We start from the raw sequence: 19976 nt of genomic DNA, 5'->3' as shown, positions 1-19976 counted from the left end.
CTTAGGCGATGGCCGTTCATAAAGTACCCGGGAAAATTAGGCAGAAATGCCCGGGAGCTGAGATCGTGCCGACGACACTCGCGCGCACCTTTGCGGCGTTGAGCGCCATAAACGAAGCGATCCTCTACGCGAAATCGCCGGACGAGCTGTACCAGAAGGTCTGCGACGCCGGGTTTTCGAGCGGGGACTTTTTGGCCGTGGCCGTGTTCCTGGTGGGACCGGACGGCCGGCGGCTTTGCTTTGCGGCCGGCTGCGGCGACGATATCCAGCGGCTGCGCTCGATCGAGATCACCACGGACGCCGGCACGCCGGAAGGATTGGGCGTCGGCGGCGAGGCGTTTCGCGATCAGAGGCTGTGCGTCAGCAACGATTATCTGAACGATCCGCGCTCGCTGGCGTGGCGCGAGGGCGCCGCCAAGGCCCACATTGGCGCTGCCGCGGCGTTGCCGCTGCTCTGCAACGGCAAGAGCGTCGGCGTGCTGTACGTGACCCGCAGCGAAGCCGGCTCGCTGAACGAGCAGATGGTGTCGCTGTTCGAGCGCATGTCGGCCAACATCTCCTATGCCCTCGACAATTTCGCGCGTGAGACGGCGCGGCAGACCAGCGAGCGGGCGACGCGGCGGCTCAACCGCATGTTCGGCGCCATCAGCGCCACCAACGAGGCCATTCTCCGCGCCAAGACCGAGCAGGAGCTCTACCAGCTCGTGTGCGACGCCTCCGTGCATGGCGGCAAGTCGCTTGCGACCATCGTCCTGCTCCGCGAACCGGGTTCGCACTGGATGAAGCCGGTCGCATCTACGGGACAGAATCTGGAGCTGGTCACCCAGGCGCGCTATTCGATCGATCCGGAGAATCCCTATGGCAAGGGCATCTCCGGCGAGGTGTTCCGGACGCAGAAGGCCGTCATCGAGGAAGATCTCGCCAGCCGCACCCGGGGAACCCCGTGGGAGCAGGCCAACGTCAACACCGGTGTCGCCGCCTGCGTGGTCGCGCCGCTAATCAAGCACGGCGAAAGCGTCGGCGTGCTGTTGTCCTTCGTCAGCAGGTCGTGGGCCAAGGACGAGGAAGTCGTCGCGCTGCTCCTGCGCATGGCGGAGAACGTCTCGTTCGCGATCGAGAATTTTGACCGTGAGGCAGAGAAGGCCAATATCGCCGCGGAAGAAGAGCGTCTCGCCCGCATGTATGCGGCCCTGAGCGCCACCAACGAGGCGATCCTGCGCGCGCGGACGCGGGCCGAGCTGTTCGACCTCGTCTGCGAGGCGACGGCGAAGGGCGCCAAGTTCACCTCGGTCACCATTGCGCTCGCCGACCATCGTGCCGAGCTGCTGCGCGTGGTCGCCAGCTATGGGCCGAACGCCGAACAGGTCCGCACCTTCAAGTTCTCCACCTCCGACCAGGTGCCGGAGGGACGCGGGCTGACCGGCACTGCGTTCCGCACGCGCCAGCCCTCGGTCAGCAACGACGTGTTCGCCGACGACCGCATTGCGCCGTGGCAGGCCAGCGCCCGCCGCACCGGGATCGCGTCGTCCGCGGCGTTGCCGCTCTTGAATGGCGACCGGGTCGAGGGCGTGTTCCTGTTCAATTCTCCGGAGCGCGGTACCTTCACGCCCGAGTTCGTCGAGCTGTTGCGCAAGCTTCAGGCCAACGTCGCCTTCGCGCTGGAGAATTTCGATCGCGCCGATGAAAAGGCCAAGGCCGAAATCCAGCGCAATCGTCTGCGGGGCATGCTCGAGGCGCTGAGCGCGACCAACGAAGCCATCATGCGGGTGAAGACCCGCGCCGAATTGTTCGAAGTGGTCTGCGAAGCCGCGGTGCTCGGCGGCACGTTCTCCTCCGCGACCATCGCGCTGGTGGACGAAACCGGACATTACCTCGACATCGCCATGACCAAGGGTGAGAGCTGCTACCAGGTCAAGTCGTGGCGGTTCTCGACGTCGGCGGAAGATCCGGAAGGCCGGGGGTTGACCGGCACCGCCTTCCGCACGCGCATCCCTTGCGTCGCCAACGAGCTTCTCACCGACATCCGCACGGCGCATTGGCACCAGATCGCGCGCATCCAGGGCACGAGATCGGGGGCCTGCTTCCCGCTGCTCAGCAACGGCAGCAAGGCGGTCGGCGTGCTGCTGTTCCTTTCAGTCGACGAAGGCGCGTTCACGCCGGACCTGATCCAGCTCTTGGGGCGGCTTGCCGAGAACGTCTCGTTCGCGCTCGACAATTTCGATCGGGCCGAGGAAAAGGCCCGCACCGAGGCGCAGAAGGAGCGCCTGACGCGCATGTTCGCGGCGCTGAGCGCCACCAACGAGGCGATCATGCGGGCGAAGTCGCGCGCCGAGCTGTTCGACCTCGTCTGCCTCGCGGCATCGAACGGCGCCAAGTTCACCTCGACGACGATCGCGCTGGCCAGGGCCGACAGCGACCAGCTCGAGATCGTGGCCGCGGCCGGGCCGTCCGCCGAAACCACGCGCAACATCCGCCTCTCCATCGACCCCGAGCGTCCCGAGGGGCGCGGAATGAGCGGCACGGCATTCCGCACACGCCAGCCCTGCATCAGCAACGACTATCTCAACGACGATCGCGTCCGTGTCTTCCATGCCGTCGTCCGCGGCGACGGCGCACGGTCGGGCGCGGCGTTTCCGCTCATCGCGCACGACCAGGCCGTGGGCGTCATGATCTACATGTCGACCGAACCGGGCACCTTCACGTCCGAGTTCGTCGAGCTGCTGCAGCGCCTCGCCGACAACGTCTCCTTTGCGATGGAGAATTTCGATCGCACCGACGAGAAGAACCAGGCGGACGAGCGAATCGAATACCTCGCCTCGCATGACAGCCTGACCGACCTGCCGAACCGCGAGACCTTCAACGGGCTGCTGCGCGAGGCGATCGACGCCGCGCAGCGCCACGATCACCGTTTTGCGGTTCTGTTCATCGATCTCGACCGCTTCAAGGTCATCAACGATTCGCTGGGCCACGAGGCCGGCGATCTGCTCCTGCTCGAAGTGGCGAACCGGCTGCGCGGTGCGCTGCGGACAAGCGACGTGGTGGCGCGCCTCGGCGGCGACGAGTTCGTGGTGATCCTCGACCAGTGCGGCGAGATCGACGACGTGCAGCGGATTGCGACCGGGTTGCTCGCGGCGCTCGCCGAGCCCATGGAACTGGCCGGCCACGAGTGTCACACCACGGCCTCGATCGGCATCGCGATGTATCCGGCCAACGGCTCCGACGCGCAGACGCTGACCAAGAACGCCGACATGGCGATGTATCTCGCCAAGGAGGACGGCAAGAACGGCTACCGCTTCTTCTCCAAGGAAGTGAAGACGCAGTCGATCGAGCGGCTGTCGCTCGAGAGCGCGCTGCGCCGGGCGCTGGAGCGCGAGCAGTTTTCGCTGAACTACCAGCCCAAGGTCGACATGGAGACCGGCCAGATCACCGGCGTGGAAGCGCTGCTGCGCTGGGCACATCCCGATCTCGGCAGCGTCTCGCCGGCACAGTTCATTCCGCTTGCGGAAGAAACCGGGCTGATCGTGCCGATCGGCCGCTGGGTACTGAACGAGGCCTGCGCGCAGGCGATGGCCTGGCAGCGCCGCGGCCTGTTGCCGCTGTCGATGGCGGTGAACCTGTCGCCGCGGCAGTTCGTCGACGAACATCTGTTGCAGGATGTCGACGAGGCGCTGGCGGCCTCCGGCATGTCGCCAGTGCTGCTCCAGCTGGAGGTCACCGAGAGCATGATGATGCGCAATGTCGGGCGCGCGCTCAAGGTGCTCGACGCCATCCAGAGCCGCGGCATCCGCCTCGCCATCGACGATTTCGGCACCGGCTATTCGTCGATGTCGCTGATGAAGCACTTCCCGATCGACACCATCAAGATCGACCGCTCCTTCGTGCGCGACCTGCCGCAGGATTCGGAGGACCAGGCGATTGCGCAGGCGATCATCAGCATGGGCAAGGCGCTCGGCATGACCGTCGTCGCCGAAGGCGTCGAGAACGCCGAGCAGGAAGCGTTCCTGCGCACCCACGGCTGCGACGAGATGCAGGGCTTCCTGATCTCGAAGCCGCTGCCGGCGCGGCAGATGGCCGAACTGCTGCGGCCGATGGTTCTGCCGATCGCGCCGCCGCTCCAGCCGGAACCGGATCCCGCCGCCCGCGAAGCGGCGGCGTTACGGCTGAAACGCGCTGTCGTCTGACGGTTGCGGGTGCAATTCGCGGACCTCGTGATCCGTGGCCTCGGCCTTGCGCGGAAAATCCTGCGGCCCCGTCAGCGAGGTCTGCTCGACGAACAGCGCGAGTATCGTGCGCGCACCGTCGGCGAAGCTCGCGCCTTCGTTCAAGCCGAGCTCGGAGCACCATGCGCCGCTCATCGGCTCGTGATCGTCGACCACCGCCATGGCAGGCCCCCACCACCAGGCAGGCGCAGGCGAGCGCTCGTCCCCGGGCACGACATGCCAGCGAACGAACTCATCCATCACGCGCTCGAACTCCAGGCGTGCAGCCTGATGCATGCGGTCGATACTCCCGGAATCCGCGCCCGATGACAGGCCGACGCGCGGATTTGATCGTGGCCTTGACGCTCGGAAAAAGCTGGCTCGCGCAAATTGGCCGAGCCATGCATGCCGACATCATCGTCGGCAATGCCTGAAATGCGGCCGTCAGCGATGCGCCGACGGCGGCAGCGAACGTCCATTCTAGCCGTTTGGAGGGACGGCAGGCAAGGTGCGGGTGTTACGATTACCTAACGCGACCTGAACGGATGTGCCTTCTGGTGCCAGGCCCAGGCGGTGCGGATGACCGTAGGCAGGTCGGAGTGACGCGGCACGAAGTTCAGAACTTTTCGCGCGGCGGACGGGTCGGCGACCAGATAGGTGGGATCGCCGGCGCGGCGCGGCTTGACGGTGTGCGGCACCTCGCGCCCGGTCTCCTGCCTGATGGCGTTGAGGATCTCGCGCACCGAAAAGCCGGAGCCGGTGCCGAGATTGAAGCTGCCGCCGGCATGTCCCTGTTCCAGCAGCTTCAGCGCCGCGACATGCGCGGCGGCGAGGTCGGTGACATGGATGTAGTCGCGGATCGCGGTGCCGTCGGGCGTGTCGTAGTCGTCGCCGAAGACAGCGAAGTCGACATGGCCCTGCAGGGCCATCATGGCTCGCGGAATGAGATGGGTCTCGTTGTCGCGCAGTTCGCCGATGCCGCCGGCCGGATCGGCGCCGCTGGCGTTGAAATAGCGCAGGCAGAACGCGCCGAAGCCATAGGCCGCGCGATAGTCGGCGAGCATGCGCTCGATCATCCATTTCGAGGCGCCATAGGGATTGATCGGCGCGCAGGGAAAGTCTTCCGGCAGCTCCTTGGAATCGGCGTTGCCGTAGACGGCGCCGGTCGAGGAGAACACGATGCGATGGCAGCCGGCGTTGCGCATCGCCTGGAGCAGCGACAGCGTGCCCTGCACATTGTTGATGTAGTACTTCTGCGGATCGGTCATGGATTCGCCGACGAGGCTCGCCGCCGCGAAATGCATCACCGCCGTGACCTTGTGGTCGGCAAAGGCGCGCGCCAACGCTGCACCGTCGAGAAGGTCGCCGATCACCAGGGGGCCGGCGACGAAGCTGCGATGACCTGTCGAGAGATTGTCATAAACGACGGGCTGATAGCCGGCGGCAGACAGTGCGCGGCAGGCATGCGAGCCAATATAGCCCGCGCCCCCTGTGACGAGGACGGTCGGTCGGTCGGTCATATCGTCTTCTACTCTTCTCTCAGCGATTGGAAGGCCGTTTGCGGCTGAAGAGAAGATAGAGTGCGCGGGGGTTGGTGGTCAAATAGCGCCAGAACAGGCGGCGTGGCTCGAGCCAGGTGCGCCAGGCCCATTCGAGTCCGAATTTCTGCATCCATTGCGGCGCGCGGGACCGGCTGCCCGACAAAAAGTTGAAAAGGCCGCCCGATGTCTTGATAACGCCAACATTGGTCAGCAGCGGCGTGTATTGCTCCACGAATGCCTGCTCGTTGGGCACGCCGAGCGCGACCCAGAGATAGTCCGGCGCGAGCGCGTTGATCTCCTCGACCTTCGCGCGCAGGGCCTCGCCGCGCAGATAGCCGTGGCTGTGCCCGACGATCTTGAGGTTCGGATACATCTTCCGGACGTTCTCGACCGCCGCGGCGTTCTCGGCCTCGCTGGCGCCGAACATGTAGAAGGTGCGGCCGACCGCTTCGGCCTTGCGCGCGACGACGTGGAACAGGTCCGTGGTCGCGACGCGCTCGGGCAGCGGGAACCAGGATTGCAGCTTCGAGGCCGCCACCAGCGGCTGGCCGTCGGCGTTGATCAGGTCGGCGCCGCGGAACAGGCGTTCGGTCTCCGGCTCGGTCGAGCAGCGCGCCAGCACCTCGCCATTGGCCGAGGTCAGGTGCAACGGACGGCCGATGCGATGACGCGGATCGGTCGCCTCGATCATGAAGTCGGCGGTCGCTTCCAGGTCGAGCGCGGCCATGCGAAGGCCGCCGACGGTGATCCGCGGCACGTCGGCGGTTGCGGCCCGGCCGTCCAGATTGACGCGGCGCTCAAGCATATTGTCTGCCTCGCTGGCGCGCCTGGGTTGCGGGCGCGAGTTCGTCGAGCACGACGCCGACGAGCTTGCGCTCGGCGCGGCCGAGCGTGCTCAGGATCTCTTCCAGGCTGTCGTTGATGTCGAGGCTGGTCGGCAGTACCGCAACCAGTGCGTCGGCATCGTCAAGCAGCTTGCGGCCGCCGGCCGGGAGCGGCATCGCGGGGCCGTCGAGGACCACGAGGTCATAGCCGCCGGCGGCGCGCGCCTGCGAAATCGCCTTGCGGATGGCCTCGGCCGCTTTACCCGCGTCGCCTTCGGCGGCCGGCAGCACCGAAATGCCGTTCACCGTCTTGATCTCGCGCGCGGTCTTGCTGCCGATCGAGAGCCAGCCGAGCGCGCTCGGCTCGCTCTTGCCGGGACGGGTGACCTTGTTCGAGAGCGAGCGTGCCTGATGGTCGGCATCGATCATCAGGACGCGGGCACCGTCACGCGCGGCCGCGAGCGCGAAATTCAGCGCGGTCACGCTGCGCCCGGTGGTCTCGCTCGCACCAATGAGCGCGATCACCGGCATCGCCTTGCCGCCGGCGCGCCGGGCCACCGCGGCGCGCATGTCGCGCCAGGCATTGAGTAGCGTCGTGAGGGGAAAGCCGGGGCGCAGCGTCGGCCAGCCCAGCCGTGTCAGGTCGACGCCGCCGCCGGTGGCGAGAATGGCACCCAGCGTGTGGATGACATCGGCCTCCTGCAGGCGCGCGATCAGCGGCTTTTCGATCAGGGGCCTTTCGACCATCGAGGGCTGCAGCGATGGCGCGGCAACTTCCGGCAGAGCCTGCGCGACTTCCGGAGTGCGCGATGCCTGCTGAGGCCGGGCAATCTCCGAAGTCCGCGTCGTCTCTGGTGCTCGGGGAGCTTGCGGCGCCGGTGTGCGTTCACGGCGGGCCGGCGTGGGGGCGCCGGCGAACAGGAGCTCGGCCGCGACGAACCAGCTCGAAGCCGCGAGCGCGCCGAAGATGAAGCCGATCATGGCGAACAGGCTCATCGCCGGCGGGAACGAGCGCCGCTGCGGCACGGTGGCTTCGCCGATGACGCGGGCCGCCGAGGTGTTCAGGGTCTCCTGCTCCTCGGTCTCGCGCGAGCGCTTGAGGAAGGACTGATAGACGTCGCGGCTGGCATCGGCCTCGCGCTCGAGCTCGCGCAGGCGCACGGCGGCCTGGCTGAGCTGCACGCTCTGCCGCTTCTGCGCCTCCAGCGCCCGGTTCAGAGAGGCCTCGTAGTCGCGGGCGCGCGTCAGATCGTTCTTGGCGGACTGCGCGAAGCGATCGATCTCCTCGTTGATGGTGCGCTTGAGATCCTCGACCTGTTTCTCGGTCTGGCGCAGCGCCGGATGGCGCGGGCCGAGCTCGCCGGCCTGCTCCGCGTACTTCTTGCGGGCGTCGGCATATTGCGCGCGCAGGTTCGCGATGGTTGGCGATTGCAGCGCCTCCGAATTCGCGCCGGCATCTGCAGCGGTGCGCCGGCTCGCCTCGATCTGGTCGAGCCGCGCCTGTGCGTCCATTGTCGCCGCGCGGGCCGCGGAAAGCCGCTGATTGCTGGCGGAGAGCTGCTGGTCGCTGATCAGCGCGTCCTGGGTGCCGACGAAATTGTTCTGGGCCTTGTAGGTGGCGAGCGCGGTCTCGGCACTGCGCAACCGCTCGCGAAGCTCCTTGAGGCGGCCGGAGAGATCGTTGGTGGCGCGTCGCGCGGCCGAAGCCTGCGAGTTGCGGGATTCGGCGAGGTAGGCGCTGGTCAGCGTGTTGGCGAGCATCGCCGCTTTCGCCGGATCGGTCGACCAGACCTCGATGTCGACGATGAAGCTCTTCTCGGTCTTGCGGACCGTGATGTGCCGGTTCAGCGCGTCGAGCGCCGCGAGCTGCACTTCCTTGGTTTCCGCGGCGGACGGCGCACGGGGCTGAAGGCCGATCAGGCCGAGCAGCGACGACATCAGGCTCCTGGCATCACCGCCGCCGAATTCGGGGTCCTTGTCGAGGCCGGCCTGCTGGATCACCTGGAGCAGCACGCTGTTCGAGGTGATCAGGCGGGCCTGGCTCTCCACCACCATGGCCATGCCGGAGACGTCCTGGGCACGCGGCGTGAGCTCGCGATCGACCAGCTGAAGCTCGCGCGGGTCGACATAGAGCTGGGCGGTGGCGGTGTAGCGGGGCGTCACGCTCTTGCCCACGGTGACGGCAAGCGTCGCACCGAGGAGTGCGGCAGCGGCAATCGCGATCTTCCGCCGCCAGAGCAGATTGACGAGCTCCAGCACGTTGAAGCCGGTTTGAGGCCTTTGTCGCGGGACCTCCGGTCCGGCCCGATCTATCGGCTGGTTGTAGTCAAGCATAGTCCCCAGCTTTCATTCCAACGACCGCGGGCTGAGGGGTTACTCTTCGCTTTACGCCACGCACCCGGGATATAGGTGCCCAATCAACGCAACAGGGAAAATTAACCATACTCATTGAGGGACTATTCACCGAAATGGCAAACAAAGCGTTTAAGCGCACGCCGCGCCTCGGCGCGTCACTGTGACACTCGCGATGCCGGGGTCCCCAAGGGATTAACGGTTCGTTACCGCGCGCAGCAAGGCCGCCAGGCTTCGCTCGTCCTGCGATGGACCGCGCGCGTGCCATGATTGTCAGCTCTTCCGCAGGATGACGTGATAATCGCCGCGACGAACGTCGGTGCCGCGCGGGAGCACGGCGTTCAGCATTGCGGCGCCGGCATCGACCAGAGCTGCGAACAGCGGCTTGCGCCGGCGCATCTCGGGATAGCGCGGACTCTCGACCTCACGGCGATAGGTCATCTCGAGGCCATTGGCGGCCGCAAACGCTTCGAGCCGAGGCAACGTCACCAGCGGATGAAAGAAGGTCGGGAACGGTGGTTCGCCGGGCAGGCCGGCATCCCTGATGCCGCGGATGTGCCGGTAGAACCAGACGTGGAACCAGTGCGGCGAGTACTTGGTGACGACGCCGGACAGCGAGCGCGGATTGGGCGCGCCGATCAGGATCATCCCGCCGCGCTTGAGTGCGTCGCGAAAATTGAGGAGCGCAGCGTCGACGTTGGGCAGATGCTCGATCACGTTGTAGCAGATCACAAGATCGAAGGTCTCGCGGCCGAAGCGGTAGGTCTGCACGTCGCCGAGGATGGCTTCGTCCGCGTAGGTGTTGTTGCGGACCTGGTCCTCGTCGATGTCGACGACGGTGACCTGGCTGCGGCTCAGCAATTCCGGCGGCAGAACGCTGCACGAGCCGCCGCCGGCTTCATAGATGGCGAGCCGGCCCTGCGGCAGTTCGCGGCGCAGTACGTCGTGGACGGCGAGCAGGCTGTCGCGGGCTTCGCCGGGGACCAGATCGTGCAGCGCCTGGGCTTGCGCGGTGGCCGCGGGGATCTGGATCGCCGTAGCTGTCGCGAAATCGATCGTGGCTGGCTTGTTCATATTTTCTGACCGCGCTTGTTCGACTCAAATTTACAGGAAAAGTCTCGCATGCCCGAAGAGCAAATCTGGTGCCGCGACGCTTCACCGGTCGCGGTGCTTACGGTCGGGTTAATGCGCATGGCCGTTAACTACAGCATTGTCCCTGTCGCGCCGTCCGCGGCCGATGGACTGCGACTTGCAGTACCACGCGCGCATGGATTGGCAGGGAAAACACGCGAAAGCGGTTAAGCGCATGGCGGCAGGTCTGCATTGTCGAGAGATCCGCGGAATGGTGCCGTTTCGCGCCTCGGTCCGGCCGTTCACTTTGGCACGCATCTGTCCCGTGGCACTGTGTCCTCACGGGACGTCACCGGCTGATGCGATTGCCGCAGGGCTTTTTCAACATATCTCGGGCATCTAGAACGCCATGACGCTGATCCCGACAGACCTGTCCGCCAGCCGGCTCTCGGATGCCGTGCGCGATCCCAACCGGGAGATCGCGGCGAGCTCTCGCGTCATCGACCTGTCGGTCGGCATTGTTGTTTGCATTCCCTGCTTCCGCCGCCCGCAGCATCTGCGGCTGACGCTGGAATCGCTCGCGAGCCAGCGAACCCCGCGTTCCTTCGCCGTCGTCATGGTGGAGAACGATGCCGCGCGGCGCGAGAGCGCGCCGGTTGCCGCGGAGTATCTCGCCGACGGCCGGCTCCAGGGCATCTGCCTTGTCGAGCAGCGGCAGGGTAACTGTCAGGCGATCAACGCTGCGTTCGAGACGGCGCAGGCGCTGTTTCCCGCTGCGACCCGCTTCCTGATGATCGACGACGACGAGATCGCCTCGCCCGACTGGCTCGAACTGATGGTTCGCACCGCGGAGGCGACCGGCGCCGATGTGGTCGGCGGGCCGGTGCTGCCTGACTTCGACGATGACAGCCAGCCCTGGCTTTCGCGTCATCCCGCCTTCCGCCCTGCCTATGACTACAGCGGCGCGGTGCCGCTGATCTATGGCTGCGGCAATTGCCTGATCACGCGTGCGGCGTTCGATCGGCTCGGCAGTCCGGCTTTCGATCTGCGCTTCAACTTCCTCGGCGGCGGCGACTGCGACTTCTTCGTGCGTTGCCGCGATGCCGGCATGACGTTCCACTGGACGACAGAGGCGGTCATCACCGAGACCGTGCCACAAAGCCGCACCAGCCTCGGCTGGATCGCAAAGCGCGGTCTGCGTATCGGCGCGATCAACTACCGTGTGCAGTACAAGGCCGCGCAGGGCGTGGCGGCGCGGGTGCGGGTGTTTGCGCAGATGCTCGGCCGGCTGCCGCTGTCTTTACTACGCGCGGCCCGCCTGCTGGCGACGTCGAAAGCCGTCGTCGCGATGCATCCCGTGATGGTCGCACTCGGCTCGTTGCTGGCAGCGCTCGGCATCGAGCCGAAGCCCTACGAGGCCTCGAAGATCGTGTCCTGACGCCATGGCGGCGGACTAGATGCCAAAGCAGGCGAGGGCAACCCTGAGCGCGGAGCGCGGCAGCGAGGTGAGCGAGCGGCGGCCGATCATCCCGAGATAGATGAAGGCCTGGCGATATCTGCCGAAGCGGACCGCCTGCATCGCCGAATAGGTGACGAGATGAATCTCGGCCGCCTGCCGCAGCCGGGCTGCCGTGCCCTCGGGCAATCTCGCCAGGATCAATCCGTCGTCGAAGACCCGCGCGATCGCCGGGAAGAAATCCTGCGGTGTCCGCACAGCCGCGTTCATGGTGTTGGCCGTGTGCAGGCGATAGTCGAGCAGAAGCTTTGGTGCGAACTCGAACTCGCCGATTGCAGCAAGGCGGCACCAGCAGTGCCAGTCCTCGCAATATCTGAGGGAGGTGTCGAAGCCGCCTATGGCGCGGAAGGCCTCCGCGCGCGCGAGCGCGATGCCGCCATTGACGATGAAATTGCCGGCCGCGAGCCGCGTCAGCACGTCGCCGGAGGGCTTGCGGCGTCCTTTCAAGAGGTCGCGCCGGCCGACCTGCCGTCCCTCGCTGTCGATCGTGTTGTAGTCGCCGTAGACGAGGACGGCGCGCGGAGCTCCGCGCGCTGCGGCCAGCAGTGCCGCGACCGCGCCGGGGCGCAGGCGGTCGTCGGCATCGAGGAAGAGGAGCCACTCGCCGCTGGCATGTCGCGCGCCGAGATTGCGCGCGGCCGATACGCCGGCGGAATCGTTGGTCATCAGGCGCAGCCGCGGGTCGCGAATGGCGCGGACGATCGCGATGGTGTTGTCGGTCGAACCGTCGTCCACGACGATCACCTCGGTCACCTCGCCTTGCGCCAGCGCGCTGGCGAGGGTTTCGCCGATATAGGCCGCAACGTTCTTGGCGGGAATGACGACGGACACCGATGTGGTCGAGCCCACCGGCAGCGGGAGGCGCGCTTGCGTCGCCACGCGTGCGCTGACCGGTAAATCGAGAACGTCTTCGGCGGTGATCAAGCTGCGGCTCGCTTTAAGGATTCGTTAACCAGGGCGCATCTGCAGATGCGATCGATGGCAACCTTGGCCGCTGCGGATGATACCCGCATTACGGCCAAATCGTTTCTCGGAAGGCCTGCGCGACGCCGGATTCGCAGAATAACGTTAAGCCGTTGGCATTAAGCCTGTCGCAAACTTGGAAGAGTGCGACAGCCGGTCCCATGCGAGAATGCGCACTCGGCTGCCGCGGATGGATTCCAGTGCCCGCAAAGACATTCGACTACGATCCCGACGACATGGTCCTCAACCTTTTCTACGAGGACAAGGACGACCGCTGGTTTCCCGGCGACCGGCATCTGCGGCGCATGGCGCGCCGCATGCTGCTCGGCGAGCCGCGCATGAGCGGGCAGCTTCGCGTGTTCCTAAATCTCTGCGCGGGGCTCGATCGGCTCGGCATCCGCTACCGCGTCAACGACTACGGCTACGTCGCGCAGCATCCCGAGGAAGTCGCCTGCATCATCGGTCGCACCTTCCTGCTCGACAAGTTCGCGTGGAAGAATCCGATCCTGCTCGGCGTCGCCGCCCACAATCATCCGCTCGACGATCCCGACCTGTTCAAGCGCCTGCCGGTGAAGAAGGTCGTGGTGCCCGGCCAGTGGTACGCCGACATGTACCGGCCGTATTGGCCCGACACGGAGGCCTGGCCCGTCGGCATCGACACGGATCTCTGGGCGCCGTCGCGCGCCTCGCAGAAGACTGTCGACGTGCTGATCTACGACAAGGTCCACTGGGACCGCGAGCGCTATGCGCCGGAGTTGATCGAGCCTGTCCGCGCCCGGCTGCTCAAGGAGGGGCGCTCGTTCACCGAGCTGCGCTATGGCAGCTACAAGGAAGAGGACTATCAGGCCGCGCTGGCGCGCTCGCGCGCGATGATCTTCCTGTGCCAGAACGAAAGCCAGGGCATCGCCTATCAGCAGGCGCTGGCCTGCGGCGTGCCGGTGTTCGCCTGGGACCCTGGCGGCCCGTGGCGGGACCCCGACTATTATCCGCATCGCGTGAAGTTCGAACCGGTGTCGTCGGTGCCGTACTGGGATCACCGTTGCGGCACGAGGTTCGTCGACACCGCCGGGTTCGAGGCAGGCTGGGACGATTTCTGGGCCGGCTGCGCCGCTGGCACGTTCGATCCGCGCGGCTTCGTGCTCGACAATCTCACGCTGGAACAGCGAGCGCTGCAATATTACGAGATCGCGCGAAGCGTGGCGCGGCGGCAGAAGGCGTCCGACGCGTCCGGCCTTCTGGTTGACGGATGGTTAACGAGGACGAGCTAAGACTTGTCGCTTGCTTCCCCGGGTTCACCAGGCCGGCCTTGAGCCATGGATCGCAGTGCCGCTGACATGACCGACGTCGAGGCCCGATCGTTCGGCCACGTCCTGTGCGATGGGCTTGCCGGTCTGAATGCCGCGCTGGCGGCGCGCTGCCTCGTCGCGGTTGCGGCCCTGCTCCTCGTGCTGGTGACGCTCGATCCGTTTCCCGATTTGCGCAATCCCGACGTCACCACCGTCGTCGGCGGGCGAATGGCGCTCACCTACATCTCCTTCGGCCTCCTGGCTGCAATCGCCGTGTTGCTCGTCGCCGCCACGGATGCGCCCGCGCTGAAGAGCCTGGTGACCCCGCTGCATCTCTGCCTCGTCGGCTGGCTGCTGATCAACATCGTCTTCTCAGAGAGCCGCGGCGTTTCGATGCAGCGCTTCGTGCTCGCGGCCAGCGTGACGTCGCTCGCCGTTCTGTTGCCATTGCTGCCGCCGACGCAGCGCAGCTTCAACCTGTGCCTCGGCGCTGCCGCGCTCGTGCTGCTGGTGCTGTGCTATCTCGGCGTCTTCCTCGCGCCGCAATATTCCATCCACACCGCGCTCGACGTCACCGAGCCGCAGCTTGCCGGCGACTGGCGCGGCAGTTTCGGCCACAAGAACGTCGCATCTCCCGTGATGACCATCCTGGTCTATGTCGGCATTTACCTCTGCAGCGTCGGGTCGTTCGTGATGGGACCGGCGATCGCCGCGCTGGCGGGCATCTTCCTGATCTTCACCGGCGGCAAGACGTCGTCGGTGCTGTGCCTTGCGATCTACGCCCTCGCGTCGCTGGTCTGTGCCACGCCAAGCCTGTGGCTGAAGCGGCTCATGTGTTTCGTCCCGCTGATCGTGATGAACCTGCTGACGGTCGGCAGCGTCGTGAGCCCGTCGCTCGGCGCCATGACGCGGCTGCTTCCTCTCGATCCCACCTTCACCGGCCGTTCCGACATCTGGGAGTTCGCGCTCGCGGCCGTCGCCGAAAAGCCGATCATCGGCCACGGCTATGCGGCCTTCTGGGACGACGTGACGGCGCGGCAGACCGCCCAGGGCGCCGAATGGGCGACGTCCGCCGCGCACAGCCACAACAGCTATCTCGACCTCGCGGTCACCATCGGCCTGCCGGGCTTGCTGCTCGTCGTCCTCGTCTTCGTGCTCGCGCCGCTCCGTAATTTCCAGTCGGCCCAGGCTCACAACCGCAGCGCTGCGCTGGTCAAACTGTTCCTGACCGTGTGGCTGTTCGGCCTGTACTACGGGACGACCGAGACCTTCCTGCTCGAACGGCAGAATCCGATCTGGTTCATGTTCGCGCTTGCCGCGGCCGGTCTGCATTTCCTGGCCAGGTTCCAGTGCGTCGAGCAAACGGAGCCGCGCGCTGACAGCTTGTCGCAGCCGGAACGGCCGTAAGTGGCATCCGCTTAACGATATGCGGCGACGTCACTTGTGGACTGCGGCAAAACATAATCTATCTGGAAACATTCAGTCACTGTATGACCCGCGGATGGCGTTTCTCAGCGTCGAGCAACCAGATGATCGGGTGTCCAGCACGTCGGGAATCGCGGTCGATTTCGTGCGTGACTGGCGGCAGGCCGCACTGCGCCTGAAGGCCGGCCATCGCACCGCGTTCCAGCATGGCTACTGGCTCGGCGCCTGGTACGAGGCGTTTCACGATCTCGCGCCGCTGATCGCCGTGATCTCCGATGCCGCGACCGGCAAGGACATCGCGGCGGTGCCGATGATCAGCCATATCAGGCGCGGCATCCGCGTCGTCGAGTTCGCCGACCTCGGCGTCTCCGACAACAACGCGCCGATCCTGGCGCTCGATGCCGCGTTGGATGCGGCGGCGATGGATGCGATCGGCAAGGCGCTGGTCGACGCGCTCTGCGCCTTGCCCGATCGCTTCGACCTGCTGCGCCTGAGGAAGATGCCGGCGCATGTCGGCGGCAAGCCGAACCCGCTGGTGTCGCTCGGCCGTATCGGATCCAGCTCGCTGAACGGCAATCTCGTGCTGACGGGCGACGACTATGACGGCTATCAGGCCTCGATCAAGCGCATGCAGATGCCGCGCTGCTGGCGCGTGTTCAGCCGTCATGCCGGCGCGCGGTTCGAGATCGCCACGGATGTCGCGCGCGCGCTTGAGCTGCTGGACGTGATGGACGCGCAGCAGCAAGCGCGCATGCGCAAGCTCGGCTCGCGGTTCGTGCTCAACGACGACACGCATGCCCGATTCTATCGCGACGTCGCGCGCCAGGGTGTTGCGGATGGTTATGTCGTCATCTCGGCGCTGGTGTGCGACGAGGGCGTCGTTGCCACCACGTTCGGCGTCAGGCATGGCGCGACCTATTTCCTGCTGCGGATCAGCCACGCCGGCGATTCATGGTCGAGCTGCTCGCCGGGACTGCTCGTCACCGAGCGCACCATGGCGGCGCTGCATGCGGAGGGCGTGCGCCGTTTCGATCTCAGCATCGGCAACCAGGACTACAAGCGCCGCTTCGGCGCCGAGAAGGTCGCGCTGACCGACGCCAGCGTCGCGCTGTCCTGGCGCGGCGCTCCTTACGCATGGCGCGACCATGCCGCGCAGGGCCTGCGCCGCCATCCCAGGCTGGCCGCTGTCGCGTCGCGGGCGATGGGCAAGGGAACGCGCTAGAGCACGCGCCCCCCGATTGCAGATGTCGCTCGAATATCGCAATCGTTGTGTTATCGTCGTCTCCGTTTCACGGAGGCGACATGGAAGATCGTTCGGCAAAATATCGCGCATTCTATGCGCAGTTGATCTGCGCCGCGGCGAGAGCCGCGGATCCCCGTATCGAGGAGGCCTTTCGGACCGTCAGGCGCGAGCCTTTCGTCGGGCCCGGGCCGTGGTCGATCTGTCTCGGCGGTCATCCCTATGTCGTGACGCCCGATGATGATCCCGCGTTCATCTATCAGAACACGCTGCTGGCGCTCGACAGCGCGCGTGGCCTCAATATCGGAATGCCCGGTGCGCACGCCCATTGGCTCAGCGACTGCGCCGTGAAGGAAGGCGAGACTGTGATCCAGATCGGTGCGGGTAGCGGCTACTACACCGCGATCCTCGCGCATCTCGTCGGACCCGGCGGCCGCGTCCATGCCTACGAGATCGACCAGCGTCTGGCAGGACTGGCGCGCGAAAATCTCAGGGATATCGCCCATGCGGATGTGCACGACCGTTCGGGCATCGCGTCCGATCTGCCGGCTGCGGATGTGATCTATGTCTGCGCCGGCGCGGCGCAGCCGGCCACGGAGTGGCTCGAGGCGCTACGGCCCGGCGGGCGGCTGGTGTTTCCGTTGGCGCCGGAAGGCATGCACGGCGGTATGTTGATGATCGCGCGTCCTGACGACGACGCGATCTGGCCGGCGAAATTTCTCAGCCGGGCCCAATTCATAGGCTGCGCAGGATTGCAGGATGTGGAGGCCGGTCGGCGATTGGCTGAGGCGTTCGCGAGAGGATGGGAGAGCGTGCAGTCGTTGCGGAGGAAAGGCGCTCCCGACGAGACGTGCTGGTTCGCCGGTGAGGGTTGGTGGCTGTCGACGGCGCCGGCGCCCACGCCGACGGCGTCAGTTCAGCCTCACGCCGACATCACGCAGGCCTAGGGGGATTGCCGTCTCACGATCCCGTGCAACCTGCACAGTGAAGCCGGCCGCGCGAGGCGCGGAACAGGCTGCGGCAATACCAGCGCCGCGCAAGCGCCTGGGCGGGCCTGCGGATCATCTGCGCAATCAACAAGAGTTCGAAAGCCATTCGTATCGCTTCTGGTCAAATATCCCTGAATACGTAGATGGGGCGGCATTCCCGAAAGAGAATGCCGCCCGCGTCGCATCAGCCATGCGGTCGATCGTCAACTTTGACCGCGCAGCTTAACCGTGGAGCTCAGCCGTGCCGCTCAGCCATGGAGTTTCCTGGCGGTCTCCGCGATCTGGCGGCCCTGATAGCGCGCGCCGGCGAGCTCGTTGGCGCTGGGCTGGCGGCTGCCGTCACCGCCGGTGATCGTGGTGGCGCCGTAGGGCGCGCCGCCGGTGACCTCGTCGAGCTTCATCTGGCCGGCGAAGCCGTAGTTCATGCCGACCACGACCATGCCGAAATGCAGGAGGTTGGTGATGATCGAGAACAGCGTCGTCTCCTGGCCGCCATGCTGGGTCGCGCTGGACGTGAAGGCGCCGCCGACCTTGCCGTGCAGCGCGCCCTTGGCCCAGAGCCCGCCGGCCTGGTCGAGGAAGTTCGCCATCTGCGAGGCCATCCGGCCGAAGCGCGTGCCGGTACCGACGATGATCGCGTCGTAATTGGTGAGGTCCTCGATCTTGGCGATCGGAGCGGCCTGGTCGACCTTGTAGTACGAGGCCTTGGCGACCTCGGCCGGAACCAGCTCGGGCACGCGCTTGATGTCGACGGTGACGCCGGCCTCGCGCGCGCCTTCGGCAACGGCGTTGGCCATCGCTTCGATGTGGCCATAGGCGGAATAATAGAGGACGAGAACTTTGGTCATGGTGGTCTCCGTTGGGTGATCAGTGAGTGTTCGTGATTGCTCCGTCGTTCCGGGGCGATGCAAAGCATCGAACCCGGAACCTCGAGATTCCGGGTCTGGCGCTTCGCGCCATCCCGGAATGACGGAAGATGATGTAGCTCGCCGCCGCTAGGCCGCGTCGACGAGCACGAGCTCGGAATCTTCGAGCGCCGTGATCTTCAACCTGCTCTCTTCGCGGATCGCGGCGCCGTCGCGGGCGTTGACGCGCACGCCGTTGATCTCGACCGAGCCTGCCGCGGGCACGAGGTAGAGATGCCGCGACTTCTGCGGCTCGTACTCCGCGCTTTCGCCGGCCTTCAACGTGGTGGCGAGCACCCGCGCATCGGCGCGGATCGGCAGTGCGTCCGTGTCGTCCTTGAAGCCGCTCGCGATGGTGACGAGCTTGCCGGAGCGGTCCCCTTTCGGGAACGGCTTCGAGCCCCAGGTCGGCTGGCCGCCGCGCGCCACAGGCTCGATCCAGATCTGGAAGATCCGGGTCTTGCTCGGCTCGAGATTGTACTCGGAGTGACGGATGCCGCTGCCGGCGCTCATCACCTGCACGTCGCCCGCCTCGGTGCGTCCCTCGTTGCCGAGGTTGTCCTGGTGGGTGATCGCGCCCTCGCGCACATAGGTGATGATTTCCATGTTGGCATGGGGATGGGCGGGAAAGCCCGTGTTCGGCGCGATCTCGTCGTCGTTCCACACCCTTAAGGAGCCGTGACCCATGTTGTTCGGGTCGTAGTGGCTGGCGAAGGAGAAGTGATGCTTGGCCTTGAGCCAGCCGTGGTCGGCGCCGCCGAGCTTTGCGAAAGGTCTGAGTTCGATCATGGATGTGGGTTCCTGACTGGAGGGGAGGGGTTTGGCGTTACGCGCCAAACCCGCCGTCGACATTGAGCACGGTGCCGGTGACGAAGGAGGCCTCCGGGCTTGCGAGGAAGACGACGCCGGCGGCGACTTCCTCGGGGCGGCCGAAGCGTTGGAGCGCGTGCTGCTTGCGCTGGGCTTCCGCGAAGTCGCGGTCGTCGTCCGGGTTCATGTCGGTGTTGATCGAGCCGGGCTGCACGACGTTGACGGTGATGCCGCGCGGGCCGAGGTCGCGCGCCGCGCCCTTGGTGTACCCGACCACGGCCGCCTTGGTGGCGACGTAGTCGGCAAGGCCGGGGAACGAGGCGCGGTCGGCCAGCATCGAGCCGACCGTGACGATGCGGCCGCCTTCGCCCATCAGCTGCGACGCGGCGCGGATCGCCGCGATCACGCCATGCACGTTGACCTGGTCTTGGCGTTCCAGCGCGTCGGTGTCGGCCTTGGCATCGTCGGTCGCGCCGCCCGCGGCGACGCCGGCATTGTTGACGAGGATATCGAGATGGCCGAATTCCTTGGCGACGTCGTTGACGAGCTTGGTGACGTCCTTGGCCGAGGCCTGGTCGGCTTTGAAAGCGCGAGCCTTGACGCCCCTGGCCTTCAACTCCGTGACGACCGCTTCGGCCTTGTCGGGCGAGGCGACGTAGCTGATGGCGACATCCGCGCCTTCATCGGCGAGCGCGCGGGCTGAGGCTGCGCCGATGCCGCGCGAACCGCCGGTGACGAGGGCAACCTTGCCTGAGAGCTTCTTGGTCATTGGATTTCTCCATTCCTGAATTTCTGATGACGCTTGGATAAGCCTCCGCCTGTGGTATAGAAATAGAAACTGTTGAAACGCATTGT

At 66.1% G+C, this 19976-nt stretch carries 15 protein-coding genes; 6 read left to right on the top strand and 9 right to left on the bottom strand.

Features of this window, described 5'->3' with window-relative positions; all coding sequences use genetic code 11:
• Window positions 1–65 precede the first annotated feature (65 nt).
• Window positions 66–4181 carry a GAF domain-containing protein gene (locus tag EI171_RS43210; protein ID WP_161536769.1) on the top strand — a complete coding sequence of 1372 codons (4116 nt, stop codon included), beginning with the start codon at window positions 66–68 and terminating at the stop codon, window positions 4179–4181.
• Here the strand turns inward: EI171_RS43210 and EI171_RS43205 are convergent.
• The 5 genes from EI171_RS43205 to EI171_RS43185 form a co-directional block, all read right to left on the bottom strand.
• Window positions 4155–4496, bottom strand: coding sequence for a hypothetical protein (locus tag EI171_RS43205; protein ID WP_011090308.1), 342 nt, complete (start codon window positions 4494–4496; stop codon window positions 4155–4157). The two genes, EI171_RS43210 and EI171_RS43205, sit on opposite strands and share 27 nt — an antisense overlap.
• A gap of 230 nt (window positions 4497–4726) precedes the next feature.
• Window positions 4727–5719: a UDP-glucose 4-epimerase GalE gene (gene galE / locus EI171_RS43200; protein WP_028173920.1), complete on the bottom strand. Its 993-nt coding sequence runs from the start codon at window positions 5717–5719 to the stop codon at window positions 4727–4729.
• 19 nt (window positions 5720–5738) lie between these two features.
• Window positions 5739–6545 carry a WecB/TagA/CpsF family glycosyltransferase gene (locus tag EI171_RS43195; RefSeq protein WP_028173921.1) on the bottom strand — a complete coding sequence of 269 codons (807 nt, stop codon included), beginning with the start codon at window positions 6543–6545 and terminating at the stop codon, window positions 5739–5741.
• Window positions 6538–8898, bottom strand: coding sequence for an exopolysaccharide transport family protein (locus tag EI171_RS43190; protein WP_161536768.1), 2361 nt, complete (start codon window positions 8896–8898; stop codon window positions 6538–6540). Before EI171_RS43190 ends, EI171_RS43195 begins: the two co-directional genes overlap by 8 nt.
• A gap of 291 nt (window positions 8899–9189) precedes the next feature.
• Entirely contained in the window at window positions 9190–9990 is an 801-nt protein-coding gene (locus EI171_RS43185; RefSeq protein ID WP_028173923.1) for a bifunctional 2-polyprenyl-6-hydroxyphenol methylase/3-demethylubiquinol 3-O-methyltransferase UbiG, read from the bottom strand.
• Between the two features lie 406 nt (window positions 9991–10396).
• On the opposite strand from EI171_RS43185, the gene EI171_RS43180 reads away from it, so the two are divergent.
• Window positions 10397–11425 carry a glycosyltransferase family 2 protein gene (locus EI171_RS43180; RefSeq protein ID WP_028173924.1) on the top strand — a complete coding sequence of 343 codons (1029 nt, stop codon included), beginning with the start codon at window positions 10397–10399 and terminating at the stop codon, window positions 11423–11425.
• A gap of 15 nt (window positions 11426–11440) precedes the next feature.
• On the opposite strand, the gene EI171_RS43175 is transcribed toward EI171_RS43180, so the two are convergent.
• Entirely contained in the window at window positions 11441–12427 is a 987-nt protein-coding gene (locus EI171_RS43175; protein ID WP_161536767.1) for a glycosyltransferase, read from the bottom strand.
• 239 nt (window positions 12428–12666) lie between these two features.
• Between EI171_RS43175 and EI171_RS43170 the strand changes: the two genes are divergently transcribed.
• From EI171_RS43170 to EI171_RS43155, 4 genes are all read left to right on the top strand, one after another.
• A complete protein-coding gene (locus EI171_RS43170) occupies window positions 12667–13734 on the top strand; it encodes a glycosyltransferase (protein ID WP_161536766.1) in 1068 nt (355 codons plus the stop codon).
• 45 nt (window positions 13735–13779) lie between these two features.
• Window positions 13780–15159 carry an O-antigen ligase gene (locus tag EI171_RS43165; protein WP_161536765.1) on the top strand — a complete coding sequence of 460 codons (1380 nt, stop codon included), beginning with the start codon at window positions 13780–13782 and terminating at the stop codon, window positions 15157–15159.
• Window positions 15160–15253: 94 nt separating this feature from the next.
• On the top strand, window positions 15254–16399 hold the full coding sequence (locus tag EI171_RS43160) for a GNAT family N-acetyltransferase (RefSeq protein WP_161536764.1): 1146 nt from the start codon (window positions 15254–15256) through the stop codon (window positions 16397–16399).
• 80 nt (window positions 16400–16479) lie between these two features.
• Window positions 16480–17364 (top strand): protein-L-isoaspartate O-methyltransferase, encoded by an 885-nt coding sequence (locus tag EI171_RS43155; RefSeq protein ID WP_161536763.1) that lies wholly within the window; start codon window positions 16480–16482, stop codon window positions 17362–17364.
• A gap of 290 nt (window positions 17365–17654) precedes the next feature.
• Here the strand turns inward: EI171_RS43155 and wrbA are convergent, their stop codons facing one another.
• The 3 genes from wrbA to EI171_RS43140 all read right to left on the bottom strand — a co-directional run bounded on the left by wrbA (window position 17655) and on the right by EI171_RS43140 (window position 19890).
• Window positions 17655–18254: an NAD(P)H:quinone oxidoreductase gene (gene wrbA / locus EI171_RS43150; protein WP_028173929.1), complete on the bottom strand. Its 600-nt coding sequence runs from the start codon at window positions 18252–18254 to the stop codon at window positions 17655–17657.
• Window positions 18255–18401: 147 nt separating this feature from the next.
• A complete protein-coding gene (locus EI171_RS43145; RefSeq protein WP_161536762.1) occupies window positions 18402–19100 on the bottom strand; it encodes a pirin family protein in 699 nt (232 codons plus the stop codon).
• 37 nt (window positions 19101–19137) lie between these two features.
• Window positions 19138–19890 carry an SDR family NAD(P)-dependent oxidoreductase gene (locus EI171_RS43140; RefSeq protein WP_011090295.1) on the bottom strand — a complete coding sequence of 251 codons (753 nt, stop codon included), beginning with the start codon at window positions 19888–19890 and terminating at the stop codon, window positions 19138–19140.
• Window positions 19891–19976 lie beyond the last annotated feature (86 nt).

Origin of the sequence: Bradyrhizobium sp. LCT2 (assembly GCF_009931255.1) — a bacterium.
In the GTDB taxonomy this organism is placed as follows: Bacteria; Pseudomonadota; Alphaproteobacteria; order Rhizobiales; family Xanthobacteraceae; genus Bradyrhizobium; species Bradyrhizobium diazoefficiens.
Note: the sequence above shows the minus strand (reverse complement) of the source record. Positions and strands in the feature narration are given on the sequence as shown.

What these genes read in the sequence shown, in the direction of transcription:
- EI171_RS43205 (WP_011090308.1), bottom strand. Translation starts at nt 4,496, where the DNA reads ATGCATCAGGCTGCACGCCTGGAGTTCGAGCGCGTGATGGATGAGTTC.
- galE (WP_028173920.1), bottom strand. Translation starts at nt 5,719, where the DNA reads ATGACCGACCGACCGACCGTCCTCGTCACAGGGGGCGCGGGCTATATT.
- EI171_RS43195 (WP_028173921.1), bottom strand. Translation starts at nt 6,545, where the DNA reads ATGCTTGAGCGCCGCGTCAATCTGGACGGCCGGGCCGCAACCGCCGAC.
- EI171_RS43190 (WP_161536768.1), bottom strand. Translation starts at nt 8,898, where the DNA reads ATGCTTGACTACAACCAGCCGATAGATCGGGCCGGACCGGAGGTCCCG.
- EI171_RS43185 (WP_028173923.1), bottom strand. Translation starts at nt 9,990, where the DNA reads ATGAACAAGCCAGCCACGATCGATTTCGCGACAGCTACGGCGATCCAG.
- EI171_RS43180 (WP_028173924.1), top strand. Translation starts at nt 10,397, where the DNA reads ATGACGCTGATCCCGACAGACCTGTCCGCCAGCCGGCTCTCGGATGCC.
- EI171_RS43165 (WP_161536765.1), top strand. Translation starts at nt 13,780, where the DNA reads ATGGATCGCAGTGCCGCTGACATGACCGACGTCGAGGCCCGATCGTTC.
- EI171_RS43160 (WP_161536764.1), top strand. Translation starts at nt 15,254, where the DNA reads ATGGCGTTTCTCAGCGTCGAGCAACCAGATGATCGGGTGTCCAGCACG.
- EI171_RS43155 (WP_161536763.1), top strand. Translation starts at nt 16,480, where the DNA reads ATGGAAGATCGTTCGGCAAAATATCGCGCATTCTATGCGCAGTTGATC.
- wrbA (WP_028173929.1), bottom strand. Translation starts at nt 18,254, where the DNA reads ATGACCAAAGTTCTCGTCCTCTATTATTCCGCCTATGGCCACATCGAA.
- EI171_RS43145 (WP_161536762.1), bottom strand. Translation starts at nt 19,100, where the DNA reads ATGATCGAACTCAGACCTTTCGCAAAGCTCGGCGGCGCCGACCACGGC.
- EI171_RS43140 (WP_011090295.1), bottom strand. Translation starts at nt 19,890, where the DNA reads ATGACCAAGAAGCTCTCAGGCAAGGTTGCCCTCGTCACCGGCGGTTCG.